General features: G+C 72.0%; 12 protein-coding genes. 11 read left to right on the top strand and 1 reads right to left on the bottom strand.

What is annotated here, in order from left to right:
• Positions 1-77: 77 nt before the first annotated feature.
• On the top strand, positions 78-836 hold the full coding sequence (locus tag INQ48_08190) for a hypothetical protein (GenBank protein ID QRF59193.1): 759 nt from the start codon (positions 78-80) through the stop codon (positions 834-836).
• Between the two features lie 136 nt (positions 837-972).
• Complete coding sequence (locus tag INQ48_08185; protein QRF60659.1) at positions 973-1,335, top strand: nuclear transport factor 2 family protein; 363 nt, start codon at positions 973-975, stop codon at positions 1,333-1,335.
• Positions 1,336-1,356: 21 nt separating this feature from the next.
• Here INQ48_08185 and INQ48_08180 read toward each other — a convergent pair whose 3' ends face one another.
• Entirely contained in the window at positions 1,357-2,385 is a 1,029-nt protein-coding gene (locus tag INQ48_08180) for a LacI family DNA-binding transcriptional regulator (GenBank protein QRF59192.1), read from the bottom strand.
• A gap of 69 nt (positions 2,386-2,454) precedes the next feature.
• Here INQ48_08180 and INQ48_08175 point away from each other — a divergent pair, with 69 nt between their 5' ends.
• From INQ48_08175 to INQ48_08135, 9 genes are all read left to right on the top strand, one after another.
• The gene (locus INQ48_08175; protein ID QRF59191.1) at positions 2,455-3,276 is read left to right on the top strand and encodes an SDR family oxidoreductase; all 822 of its coding nucleotides are present in this window, start codon (positions 2,455-2,457) and stop codon (positions 3,274-3,276) included.
• Between the two features lie 38 nt (positions 3,277-3,314).
• On the top strand, positions 3,315-4,292 hold the full coding sequence (locus tag INQ48_08170; GenBank protein QRF59190.1) for a tripartite tricarboxylate transporter substrate binding protein: 978 nt from the start codon (positions 3,315-3,317) through the stop codon (positions 4,290-4,292).
• A gap of 4 nt (positions 4,293-4,296) precedes the next feature.
• Positions 4,297-5,853 carry an AMP-binding protein gene (locus tag INQ48_08165; GenBank protein ID QRF59189.1) on the top strand — a complete coding sequence of 519 codons (1,557 nt, stop codon included), beginning with the start codon at positions 4,297-4,299 and terminating at the stop codon, positions 5,851-5,853.
• Entirely contained in the window at positions 5,850-6,587 is a 738-nt protein-coding gene (locus INQ48_08160) for an SDR family oxidoreductase (protein QRF59188.1), read from the top strand. Before INQ48_08165 ends, INQ48_08160 begins: the two co-directional genes overlap by 4 nt.
• Before the next feature lie 10 nt (positions 6,588-6,597).
• The gene (locus INQ48_08155; GenBank protein QRF59187.1) at positions 6,598-7,383 is read left to right on the top strand and encodes a citryl-CoA lyase; all 786 of its coding nucleotides are present in this window, start codon (positions 6,598-6,600) and stop codon (positions 7,381-7,383) included.
• A gap of 96 nt (positions 7,384-7,479) precedes the next feature.
• A complete protein-coding gene (locus tag INQ48_08150) occupies positions 7,480-8,583 on the top strand; it encodes a beta-lactamase family protein (GenBank protein QRF59186.1) in 1,104 nt (367 codons plus the stop codon).
• A gap of 65 nt (positions 8,584-8,648) precedes the next feature.
• Entirely contained in the window at positions 8,649-9,566 is a 918-nt protein-coding gene (locus INQ48_08145; GenBank protein ID QRF59185.1) for a LysR family transcriptional regulator, read from the top strand.
• Between the two features lie 144 nt (positions 9,567-9,710).
• Positions 9,711-10,394 carry a hypothetical protein gene (locus INQ48_08140; protein QRF59184.1) on the top strand — a complete coding sequence of 228 codons (684 nt, stop codon included), beginning with the start codon at positions 9,711-9,713 and terminating at the stop codon, positions 10,392-10,394.
• Positions 10,395-10,436: 42 nt separating this feature from the next.
• The gene (locus INQ48_08135) at positions 10,437-11,753 is read left to right on the top strand and encodes an MHS family MFS transporter (protein ID QRF59183.1); all 1,317 of its coding nucleotides are present in this window, start codon (positions 10,437-10,439) and stop codon (positions 11,751-11,753) included.

Genomic DNA, 11,753 nt, shown 5'->3' with positions numbered 1-11,753 from the left:
GCAACGCGCGGCCGGCCGTCATCCCGCCTTCATCTGGGTTCGTCACCATCGCCGCCACGAACCACGAGGAGTGATCCATGGGCCTGGCCATCTGCGTCGGCATGCTTGCCGAGCTGCTCGAAGACGACCCCGAGGGCGCCGAGGCGTTCGAGGAGGACCTGGCGGAAGTCAACCGCGTGCTGGCCGCCGCCGGCCTGCCGCCGCACACCGAGCCGCGCGAGGCGATCGAGTTCGACTCGCGCGCCTCGATCGAGAGCTTCCCCTACTCCTTCATCCATTACCTGCGCCGCGCCTACGCGCACCGCGTGCTCGCGCCCGACTGGGTGGCCACGCCGCTGGCCGACGACGTCGATCCCACGGCCGACCCGAAGATCCAGACCCTGCTCGACAGCGAGGACAGCCACCTGCTGTGCCATTCGGATGCCGAGGGCTTCTACGTGCCGGTGGACTTCAAGGAAGTGCTGTTCGACGAGCGCGAGGAAGATGACGAGATCGAGGAAGAGGAAGAAGAGGACGACGAGGACGTCGACCTCTCGCGCGGCCGCGAGGAGGACGACATCGGGGACGAGGAAGAGGACGAGGAGGACGACGAAGCCCTGGGCCTGCCCGGCGGCATGCTCGGCTCCTCGTACCGCCTGCTCGAGGAGCTGGTCTACGTGGCGCCCGCGCTGGGCATCCACCTGTCGAACGGCAAGCTCGGCGACGAGGAGGCCGAGCGCATCGACGCGCTGATCGAGGACGACAACGGCCTCTACCGCGAGTACGCGGCCTGGCTGCTGCTGTACGAGGCGGCGCGGCTGAGCATCGCGCACCGCACGGCGATCGTGTTCTGCTGAGGCGCGGCGGCGCGCCTGTCATTCCCGGTCTTTCCCGATGGCGCCGCGCGGCGGGCGGCCTACACTGCATCGACACGCTCGCTTCCCTCCCACCCCGTTGCTGCGATCCGCAGAAAGGCCGCTACCCATGACCACGATGGACACGATGGAAATCGCCAACACGCTCGTCGAGCTGTGCCGCCAGGGCGCCTACGAGGAAGCGCTGGCGCTCTATGCGAGCGACGCGGTGAGCGTGGAGGCCGGCGGCCCGCCCGACATGGCGCGCGAGGTGCGCGGCATCGAGGCGATCCGCGGCAAGGGCGAATGGTGGACCTCGAACCACGAGGTGCACGGCATGATCGTCGCGGGCCCGTGGCCGCACGACGACCGCTTCATCGTCGGCTTCAGGATCGACGCCACCTTCAAGACCAGCGGCGAGCGCTTCACCATGGAGGAGATGGCGCTCTACACGGTGGAAGACGGCAAGATCGTGCGCGAGGAATTCTTCTACGCGGCCTGAGCGCCGCACCACCGCGCCTCGTCAGCGCGCGGGCGCCGCGCACGAGGCGCCGATGGTGAGCGCCAGCGGCACGTGCACGCTGCGCCGCGCCTCGGGCGCGCGCCCTTCCACCCGCTCGAGCATCAGTTCGGCCGCGGCATGCGCGGCGCCCTCGATGTCGAAGCGCAAGGTGGTCAGCGGCGGGTCCATCAGCGCGAAGGCGTCGTCGGTGCCGATGCCCACCACCGACAGCTGCGCCGGAATGCGCAGGCCGCGTTCGCGCGCGCTGCGCAGCGCGCCCGACAGCAGCCGCGTGCCGAGCGCGATCAGCGCAGTGGGCGGCGCCGCGAGCGCGAGCATCGCGTCCATCTGCGCGGCCGAGGACTCGATGGCCGAGCTCAGCATGCACACCAGCGCCTCGTCGTAGCCGATGTCCGCGCGCCGCAGGCCGTCGCGGTAGCCGAGCAGCTTCTCGCGCCCGGGCCGGATCGCGGGATTGGGACCGAACAGCGCGATGCGCCGGTGGCCCAGCGACACCAGGTAGTCGACCGCCGTGGCCACGCCCTGGCGGTGGTCCTGGCAGACCGCGTCGGCCTCGAAGCCGGTCTCGCGGTCGAGCACCACCAACGGCAGCTTGCAGCGCGCGAAGGCGTCCTGCGCCGCGGGCAGGTCCTCGCGGCTCGGCGAGACGAACACGCCCTCGAGCCGGCGGTTCTCGAACAGGTGCAGCAGTTGCGCCTCGCGCTGCGGCTGGTCGAAGGTGCTGCCGACCAGCACCGAGAAGCCCTCGGACTGCAGCCGGGCCTCGACCGCCGCGAAGAAGGCCGAGAGGAAGGGATTGGCCATGTTCGAGACCATGAAGCCGATCGCCTTGCTGCGCCCGGTCTTCAGGTGCCGCGCGCTGAAGTTCGGCACGTAGCCGATGCCCTGCGCGGCCTTCTCGACGCGCTTGCGCACCTCGGCGCTGACGTAGCCGCTGTGGTTGAGCACGCGCGAGACGGTGGCCACCGAGGTCTCGGCGGCGTGCGCCACGTCGCGCAGCGAGACCGCCTGGCTGGGCGTTCGGCTCATAGTTTTCCCTTATGTAAACGTTCCATGGATTGCGGCCTCCCGGGCGCTCACTTTAACCTTGGAATCGATATGGAAACGTTCTCAGAAACAAGGCGCGATTTCACCGGCCGCACGGTGCTGGTGGTGGGCGGCGGCCAGGCCGCCGGTGGCGATCCCCAACTCGTGGGCAACGGCCGCGCGATCTGCCTGCGGCTCGCGCAGCGCGGCGCGCGCGTGGCCTGCGCCGACCGCGACCTCGAAGCCGCGCGGCACACGGTGGCCGCGCTCGAGGCGCAGGCGCCCGGTGCGCAGCATCTGGCGCTGGCCGCCGACATCGGCGACCCGGCCCAGGTGCGCGCGCTGTTCGCCACGCTGGCCGAAGGCGGCATCGTGCTCGATGCGCTGGTGCTCAACGCCGGCATCAGCGATCGCCGGCCGCTGGCCGAGGTCACGCCCGAGAGCTGGGACGCGATCCTCGGCGTGAACCTGCGCGGCCACCTGCTGTGCGCGCAGGCGGCGCTGCCCGCCATGCAGCACGGCGGCGCGATCGTGTTCGTCTCCTCGCTCGCCGCCCTGATGCCCGCGGGCCGCAACCCGGCCTACGAGAGCTCGAAGGCCGCGCTGTCGGCGCTGTGCCGCGCGGTCGCGCTCGAGGGCCATGCACGCGACATCCGCGCCAACATCGTGCGCGCGGGCCTGATCGACACGCCCATGGGCCGCGCCGCCAGCGCCGCGCGCCCGGGCCGCGCGAGCGGACCGCTGCCCTTCGGCCGCCAGGGCAGCGCCTGGGACATCGCCAACGCCGCCTGCTTCCTGCTCTCGGACGAGGCTACCTACATCAATGCCGCCGAGCTGCCGGTGGACGGCGGCCTGCGCCACGGCATCGCGCGCGCACCCGGCGCCGCGGCCTGAGCCCCTTCTCTTTTTCTTCCCGCTTCCGGAGACAAGCCTTGAAACGACGATCCCTGCTGGGCGCCGGCGCCCTTGCGCTGGCCGCCCTCGCCACCGGCGCCATCGCGCAGACACCCGCCTGGCCCGCCAAGCCGCTGCGCCTGGTCGTGCCCTTCCCGCCCGGCGGCGCGGCCGACCTGTTCGCGCGCCTCGTGGGCACCGAGCTCGCGCAGGCGCTGGGCCAGCCGGTGATCGTGGACAACCGTCCCGGCGCCGGCGGCAACATCGGCGCGCGCGAGGTCGCCAATGCGCCGGCCGACGGCTACACGATGATGCTCGGCACCGTCGGCACGCACGCCATCAATCCCACGCTCTACGGCAACCTGCCCTACGACACGCGCAAGGCCTTCGTGCCGGTGGCGATGGTGGGCTCGGTGCCCAACGTGCTGGTGGTGAATCCGGCGCTGCCGGCCAGGACCGTGGCCGAGCTCACGGCGCTCGCGAAGCGCTCGCCGGGCAAGCTCACGATGGGTTCCTCGGGCAACGGCAGCAGCATCCACCTGTCGGGCGAGCTCTACAAGCACCTCGCGCACGTGAGCATCCTGCACGTGCCCTACCGCGGCGGCGCGGCCGCGCTGACCGACCTGATCGGCGGCCAGATCGACCTGATGTTCGACAACCTGCCGACCTCGCTGCCGCACATCGCCAAGGGCTCGCTGCGCGCGCTGGCCGTGACCGGCGCGCAGCGCTCGCCGCTGTTGCCCGAGGTGCCGACCATGGCCGAGGCCGGCCTCGCGGGCTACGAATCCACCGCCTGGTCGGGCCTGTTCGTGCCCACCGGCGTGCCCGCGCCGGTGGTGGCGCGGCTGCACGAAGAGGTCGACAAGGCGCTGCGCAGCGAGCGCGTGAAGGCGCGCTACCGCGACCTCGGTGCCGACATCCTGCCGATGCCGCAGCCGGCCTTCGACCAGTTCGTGCGCAAGGAGTACGACAAGTGGGCCGAGATCGTGCGCGTCTCGGGCGCGAAGGCGGAGTGAGCGGATGCGGCCGATCGATTTCCTGCTGCGCGCCGCGCGCCGCCACCCCGACAAGATCGCGCTCTCGGGCCCCGAGGGCGCCCTCCGCTACGCCGAGCTGCTGGCCCACACCGAGGCGCTGGCCGCCGCGTTCCAGGCGCTGGTGCCCGATCCGCGCGGGCGCATCGCGATCTGCGCGGGCAACCACCTCGCGCACGTGGTGTCGCTGTTCGCGACCCTGCTCGCGGGCCGCATCTGGGTGCCGCTCAATCCGCGCGCCGGCGCCGACGAGTTGTGCCGCATCGTCGACTTCACCGAGGCCGCGCTGGTGATCGCCGAGCACGAGCAGGCGCCCAAGCTCGAGGCCACCGGCGCGCCGCGCGTGGTCTACCGGCCGGGCGCGCTCGGCACGGCGCCCACCGGTTGCGAACTCTCGGCGCTGCTGGCCGCGCATGCGGGCAGCAGGCCCGCGCCGGTGCGCCACGACCTGGCCGAGATCCAGGCGATCAAGTTCACCGGCGGCACCACCGGCGCGCCCAAGGGCGTGATGCAGAGCTACCGCGCGTGGAACACCACCATCGTCTCGATCATGCAGGCGATGAAGCTCGACGCCGACGAGCGCTACCTCGCGGTGGCCTCGATCACGCACGGCACCTCGACCTTCCTGCTGCCGGTGCTCGGCAGCGGCGGCACGGTGCTGCTGCCGCGCTCGACCAGGCCGCGCGAGGTGCTCGACCAGCTCGAGCACGACCGCGTGACCGCGGTCTTCATGCCGCCCACGCTGATCTACAGCCTGCTCGAGGACCCGACCGCGCGCGGGCGCGACTGGCGCGCGCTGCGCCACTTCGTCTATGCGGCGGCGCCGATGCGCAGCGCGAAGATCGTGGAGGCGCAGCAGGTGTTCGGCCATGTGGAGACCGGCTACGGCCAGACCGAGGCGCCGGCCATCATCTCCTACATGCCGGTGGAGGACGCGCTCGATCCGCGCAACCTCGAGTCGGTGGGCCGCGCCGCGCTGATGACCGAGGTCGCGATCATGGACCCGGCCGGCGCGCTGCTGCCGCCGGGCCAGGGCGGCGAGGTGGTGGTGCGCGGCGACCTCGTGATGTCGGGCTACTGGAAGCAGCCCGAGAAGACCGCCGAGGCCTTCCACGACGGCTGGCTGCGCACCGGCGACGGCGGCTATCTCGACGAGCGCGGCTTCCTGTTCCTCAAGGATCGCATCCGCGACCTGATCATCACCGGCGGCTTCAACGTCTACCCGACCGACGTGGAGAACGTGCTCGGCCGGCATCCCGCCGTCTACGACTGCGTGGTGATCGGCATCGACGACGACAAGTGGGGCGAGGCCGTGCATGCCGCGGTGCAGCTGCGCGAGGGCGCGGCCTGCGAGGCCGCCGAGCTCGTCGCCTGGGTGCGCGAGCGGCTCGATCCCGTCAAGACGCCGAAGGCGGTGCACTTCTTCGACGCGCTGCCGCGCACCGCGAACGGCAAGGCCTCGAAGAAGGACGCACGCATCGAAGTGCTGCGGCGCATGGGCGCCGGCAGCGAGACCTCCCCACCGCATCACGCCACGCCATGAACCCGACCCCGCCAAGCACCGACCGCCACGCCCTCGTCACCGGGGGCTCCTCGGGCATCGGCCTGGCGATCTGCCGCCGCCTCATCGAGAGCGGCTGGCAGGTCACCAGCCTCGACCTCCAGCCGCCGCCCGACGCGCGCAGCGGCGCGCACCTGCGCGTGGACATGGGCGACCGCGAGGCGCTCGCCGCCGCGCTCGCCGAGGCCTGCGGCCGCCACCGTTTCACCGGCCTGGTGAACAACGTGGCTGCGATCCGCCCGGCGCCGCTGGAGACCACCTCGCTCGACGACTTCGACCTGCAGATCGGCGTGACCGCGCGCGCCGCGCTGCAGTGCGTGCAGGCCGTGCTGCCCGCGATGCGCGCGGCCGGCGGCGGACGCATCGTCAACATCACGAGCCGCGCCGCGCTCGGCAAGGAACTGCGCAGCGGCTACTCGGCCGCCAAGGGCGCGCTCAACGCGCTCACGCGCACCTGGGCGCTCGAGCTCGCGGCGCAGGGCATCACGGTCAACGCGGTGGCGCCGGGCCCGATCGCCACCGAGGCCTTCAAGGCCGCGAACCCGGCCGACAGCCCGCGCACGCGGCGCATCGCCGAGGGCATTCCGGTGCAGCGCTTCGGCGAGCCCGCCGAGGTGGCGCACGCGGTCGACGCCTTCATGCACCCGATGGCCTCGTTCATGACGGGCCAGGTGCTCTACGTCTGCGGCGGCATCACCGTGGGCCTGGCAGGCTGAGGGGCCGGCGATGACGATCACCACCGAGATCGGCTACACGACCCCCGACGCGATCCACGTGCGCGGCCTGAACCTCGCCACCGAGATCATCGGCAAGCTCGACTTCGTCGAGATGCTGTGGCTGCTCGCGATGGCGCGGCTGCCCGAGCCGCGCGAGAAGGCGATGGTCAACATGCTGCTGGTGACCGCGGCCGACCACGGCCTCACGCCGAGCGCGATCGCCACGCGCATGACCTGGCTCGGCGCGCCCGAGTCGCTGCAGGGCGCGGTGGCCGCGGGCCTGCTGGGCGCGGGCTCGAACTTCCTCGGCACGGTGCAGAACGTCAGCGAGATGCTGCTCGCGGCCGCCGCGGATCTCACCGACGACGCGAGCGATGCCGAGCTGCGCGAGCGCGCGGCCGCGCTGGTGCGCGAGCGCCGGCAGGCGAAGCGCAGCATCCCGGGCATCGGGCATCCGATCCACGTCGACGGCGATCCGCGCGTGCCGACGCTCATGGCCGTGTCGAAGGCCAACGGCTACTTCGGACGCCACTGGCGGCTCGCGCTCGCGCTGGTCGAGGTGCTGCGCGAGGACCATGGCCGCCACCTGCCGCTCAACGCGGCCGGCGCCAACGGCGCGGTGCTCGCCGACATGGGCCTCGACCCGCTGCTGGGCCGCGGCCTCGCGCTGGTCGGGCGCGCGGCCGGGCTGGTCGCGCATGTCTGCGAGGAATCGCGCGCGCCGACCGGGCAGCAGCTCTGGGACCTGGTGCTGCGGCAGGACGCGCGCAACGTGCTGCCCGCCGACAAGCGCTGAGACGCGGCCGGCCCGTCGTTACGCGCGTTACGGCGGTGACGCGGCCGCCGCCGCCGCGCGTTGCCGCGGCGCCCGCGCGCTTCGAAGATGCGCGCCATGCGACATCTCCCCGCCACCCTCCTCGCGCTGTCGGCGCTGCTGCTGCCGCTGGCCAGTCATGCGGCACCCGCCGGCTTCGACAGCCCTCCCGCATCGCTCGCCGCGCAAGTTCTCGGCGACCGTCCCGGCACCATCGTCGCGGGCACCTGGCACGACGGCACGTCGCGCTACGCGATCCAGCGCAATGCGCCTGGGCACGTCGGCAAGGCGAAACCGATGGCGCCCGGCGAGGTGCAACCGGTGTTCGAGATCGGCTCGATCAGCAAGGTCTTCACCGGCCTGCTGCTCGCACAGGCCGTGGAGCGCGGCGACTTCTCGCTCGACGACACGCTGGGCCGGCTGCTTGCCGACAAGGCCACGCTGCCGCCGCCCGTGGCCGCGATCACGCTGCGCCAGCTCATCACCCACACGGCCTGCCTGCCGAACCTGCCCGCGCTGCCGGCGCGTCCGCCCGGGCCCGACTCCAATCCCTTCGCCAGACCCACGCGTGCGCACCTGATGGTGGCGCTCTCCTCGCTCGAGCTCGCGCAGGCGCCGCCGTGCGCGCCGCGCTACGGCAGCCTGGGCATCGCGCTGGTCGGGCAGTTGCTGTCGGACCGCTATGGCCAGCCCTGGGACCAGCTGGTGCGCGAGCGCATTGCCGTGCCGCTGGGCATGAAGGACACGGTGCAGCACCTCGACGCGGCACGCGCGAAGCGGCTGCCCCAGGGCTATGCCGGCAACGCGGCGCGCGCGCCCTGGGAATTCGGCGCGCTGGCCGCGGCCGGCGCGCTGCGCAGCACCGCGCCCGACCTGCTGCTGTTCGCACGCGCATTGATGGCCGGCCGCGCGGGACCGCTGGGCGCCGCGGCCGAGCGGCTGCGCGAGCCGCTGTCGGCGCAGGGCGAATACGACGTCGGCTATGCGCTGCGCATGCGCGATCCGGCCGCGGGCGGCGCGCAGCGGCGCATCCATTTCCACACCGGCCAGACCGGCGGCTACCGCGCGCTGCTCGCGTTCTCGCCGGCCACGAACGAGGCGCTGGTGCTGCTCGCGAGCAACGACGCGGCCGCGGTGGTGCCGGTGCTGGACGCGCTCACGCTGCCCCTCGCCGCGAAGTAGCCATGCGGGCCGCCCCGGGTTGGCCGCCGCGCGATTGCCGGCACAATCCCCGCGGACACACCTGCATGAACACACGATTCGTCGAAGCCTTTCTCTGGGCCGCGCGGCTGGGCAGCTTCCGGGCCGCGAGCGACCGGCTGCACATCACGCAGGCGGCCGTGTCGAACCGCGTTGCCTCGCTCGAGGAAGACATCGGCGCGCGCCTGTTCGAACGCGACGCGCGCGAGCTGCGGCTCACGCCCGTCGGCGTGCGCCTGATGGACTACGGCGAGCGGCTGCTCGAGCTGCGCCGCGAGATCGTCTCGCTGGGCCGCCCGCGCGAGGACCTGCTGGGCCTGGTGCGCATCGGCGCGATCGAGACCGTGGTCCACACCTGGCTGCTGGGTTTCCTCACCAACCTGCGCTCCACCTATCCGGGCATCGAGGTGCAGCTCACCTCCGAGACCACGCTGGCGCTGCATCGCGGCCTGCGCGAGGGCGCGCTCGACATCGCGCTGCAGACCGACCACATCGCGGGCGCCGGCATCGTGAGCACGCCCTGCCTGCCGATGCCCATGGGCTGGGTCGGGCAGATGAGCGCCGAGGGCACGCAGACGGTGGAACAGCTGCTGCGCCAGCCGGTGCTGACCATGAGCCCGGGCTCGCAGCCGCACGAGGCGCTCAAGAACCTCTACCGCGCGGTGGGCATCCCGCTGGGCAAGGTGCATTGCGTGAGCTCGATCTCGGCGCTCGCGCGGCTGGTGAAGGCCGGCTTCGGCAATGCGCTGGTGCCGTTGCCGCCGGTCTACGAGTACGTGGCGGCCGGCGACGTGCGCATCATCGAATGCGATGCGCTGATCTCGCCGCAGCGGCTGGTGGTGAGCCATCTGGAGGCTGCCGACTCCGATGCCATCCGGCTCGTGGCCGAGCTGGCCTGCCGGGCCTCCGACCAGTTCACGGCCGCGGCAACCGCACCAATCTGGAGCGGAGCCATAGAGGGTTAACCCTCGAAACAGCGCATTTGCGCCCCATCGAGGGGCCAGTAATTCTTGTGGCTGTCGCCCAGAAAAACTCGTTTGTGACAGCCTGACCCCGCGACGGAAGATCGCGCCTTCTTTTTTCGAAGGCCCGCTCCCGCTTCCGCCGCCATGACTTCCACCGCTTCCGTCACCGAACCTTCCGCCGCCGAGAACGGCCTGCTCTTCGTCGCCTGCGACGTCGATCCCGCGGCCGACGAGGCCGACTTCAACCGCTGGTACGACCGCGAGCACGTCGAGGAACGCGTGCGCATCCCGGGCTTCCTTTCGGGCGCGCGCTATGTCTCACTCGAGGGCGGCCGCCGCTACCTCGGCCTCTACCGCACCGCCTCGCTCGAGGTGTTCCGTTCGGCCGGCTACCGCGCCGCCTTCGAGCGCCAGACGCCGTGGTCGATCGCCAACCTCGACCGCATGCGCGATCCGATCCGCCGCGTCTGCGCGGTGCGCGCCGTCACCGGCTTCGGCAGCGGCAGCCACATCGCGGTGCTGCCGCTGGCCGTGGCCAGCGATGCCGCCGCGCTCGCCGAACGCGCCGCCGAGGCCGGCCGCCGCCTGGCCGAACAGCCGGGCTTCGTGCAGTCCTTCCTGCTGCAGCCCGATGTCGCCCTGAGCACGCTGCTGCCGCGCGAAAGCAGCGAAGGCCGCGTGCTGCAGCCGATGCTGGTGGTCGAGACCAGCGGCGCCGACGCGGCCCGCGCCGCGCGCGCCACGGCCGCCGCCGCGCTCGATGCCGATCCCGCGAGCGGCTGGCTGCTCGCGCTCGGCTGGAAGCTGCACGCCGGCGAGCTGGCCTGACAGACCGCCCCCCTTCATCTTCTTCCTCATTCCAGGATCCTCATGACCGAACACGCTCTCCCGGCCGCGCCCGCCGCGCACGGCGCCAAGCCCGCCAAGATGGGCCGCCTCGCGATGGCCAGCTCCATCGGCACCACGCTCGAGTGGTACGACTTCACCGTCTACAACATCATGGCGGCGCTGGTCTTCAACGCGATCTTCTTTCCCTCCTTCGATCCGCTGACCGGCACCATCCTCGCCTTCTCGACCTACGCGGTCGGCTACATCTCGCGCCCGCTCGGCGGCGTCGTCTTCGGCCACCTCGGCGACCGGCTCGGCCGGCGCTTCGTGCTGGTCGCCACGCTGGTGATCATGGGCGTGTCGACCGGCCTCATGGGCCTGCTGCCGACCTACGCGAGCTGGGGCATCTGGGCACCGGTGGCGCTGGTCGCGCTGCGCTTCGTGCAGGGCGTGGCGCTCGGCGGCGAATGGGCCGGCGCGGTGCTGCTGTCGATGGAACACGGCAAGCCGAACGAGCGCGGCCGCAACGCCTCGTTCACGCAGGTCGGCCCCTCGGCCGGCACGCTGATCGGCACCGGCTTCATCGCCGCCGTGTCGGCCTGGCTCAGCCCCGAGGACTTCCAGTCCTGGGGCTGGCGCATCCCCTTCGTCTCGAGCGTGGCGCTGGTGCTGTTCGGCCTGTGGCTGCGCCGCGGCGTCGAGGAAACCCCGGTGTTCCGCGAGATGGAGCAGAAGCAGGAGACCGCCAAGACCCCGATCAAGGAAGTGCTGGGCCAGCACTGGCGCCGCCTGCTGGTGGCCGGCGGCTCGCGCATCGGCTCCGACGTGCTCTATGCGCTGGTGGTGGTGTTCACCCTCACCTACGTGACCACCGTGCTGCACCTGTCGCGCCCGCTGGCGCTGACCGCGACCATGATCGGCGCGGCCTGCAACGCGATCTCGGTGCCGTGGTTCGGCAGCCTGTCGGACCGCATCGGCCGGCGCCCGGTCTACATCATCGGCGCGCTCTGCGGCATCGTCTGGGCCTTCGTGTTCTTCGTGCTGATGGACAGCGCCAAGCCGCTCGCGATCTGCGCCGCCGTGGTGGTCGGCCTCGTGATCCACGCCATGATGTACGGCCCGCAGGCCGCCTTCGTGACCGAGCAGTTCCCGAACCGCGTGCGCTATGCCGGCTCGTCGCTGGCCTACACGCTGGCCGGCATCCTCGGCGGCGGCTTCGCGCCGCTGATCATCGCCAGCCTGTTCAAGTCCTACGGCAGCACGCTCGCGGTCTCGCTCTACGTGACCGGCGCGCTGTGCCTCACGCTGGTCGCGCTGATGGTGGCGCGCGAGACCGCGCACGAACCGCTGGAGGCCTGA

The sequence above is a fragment of the Variovorax paradoxus genome, assembly GCA_016806145.1.
Lineage (GTDB): Bacteria > Pseudomonadota > Gammaproteobacteria > Burkholderiales > Burkholderiaceae_C > Variovorax.
Note: the sequence above shows the minus strand (reverse complement) of the source record. Positions and strands in the feature narration are given on the sequence as shown.

Bases quoted from the DNA above. Each gene is read 5' to 3' on its own strand.
- INQ48_08190 (QRF59193.1), top strand. From the start codon at position 78: ATGGGCCTGGCCATCTGCGTCGGCATGCTTGCCGAGCTGCTCGAAGAC.
- INQ48_08185 (QRF60659.1), top strand. From the start codon at position 973: ATGGACACGATGGAAATCGCCAACACGCTCGTCGAGCTGTGCCGCCAG.
- INQ48_08180 (QRF59192.1), bottom strand. From the start codon at position 2,385: ATGAGCCGAACGCCCAGCCAGGCGGTCTCGCTGCGCGACGTGGCGCAC.
- INQ48_08175 (QRF59191.1), top strand. From the start codon at position 2,455: ATGGAAACGTTCTCAGAAACAAGGCGCGATTTCACCGGCCGCACGGTG.
- INQ48_08165 (QRF59189.1), top strand. From the start codon at position 4,297: ATGCGGCCGATCGATTTCCTGCTGCGCGCCGCGCGCCGCCACCCCGAC.
- INQ48_08160 (QRF59188.1), top strand. From the start codon at position 5,850: ATGAACCCGACCCCGCCAAGCACCGACCGCCACGCCCTCGTCACCGGG.
- INQ48_08155 (QRF59187.1), top strand. From the start codon at position 6,598: ATGACGATCACCACCGAGATCGGCTACACGACCCCCGACGCGATCCAC.
- INQ48_08150 (QRF59186.1), top strand. From the start codon at position 7,480: ATGCGACATCTCCCCGCCACCCTCCTCGCGCTGTCGGCGCTGCTGCTG.
- INQ48_08145 (QRF59185.1), top strand. From the start codon at position 8,649: ATGAACACACGATTCGTCGAAGCCTTTCTCTGGGCCGCGCGGCTGGGC.
- INQ48_08140 (QRF59184.1), top strand. From the start codon at position 9,711: ATGACTTCCACCGCTTCCGTCACCGAACCTTCCGCCGCCGAGAACGGC.
- INQ48_08135 (QRF59183.1), top strand. From the start codon at position 10,437: ATGACCGAACACGCTCTCCCGGCCGCGCCCGCCGCGCACGGCGCCAAG.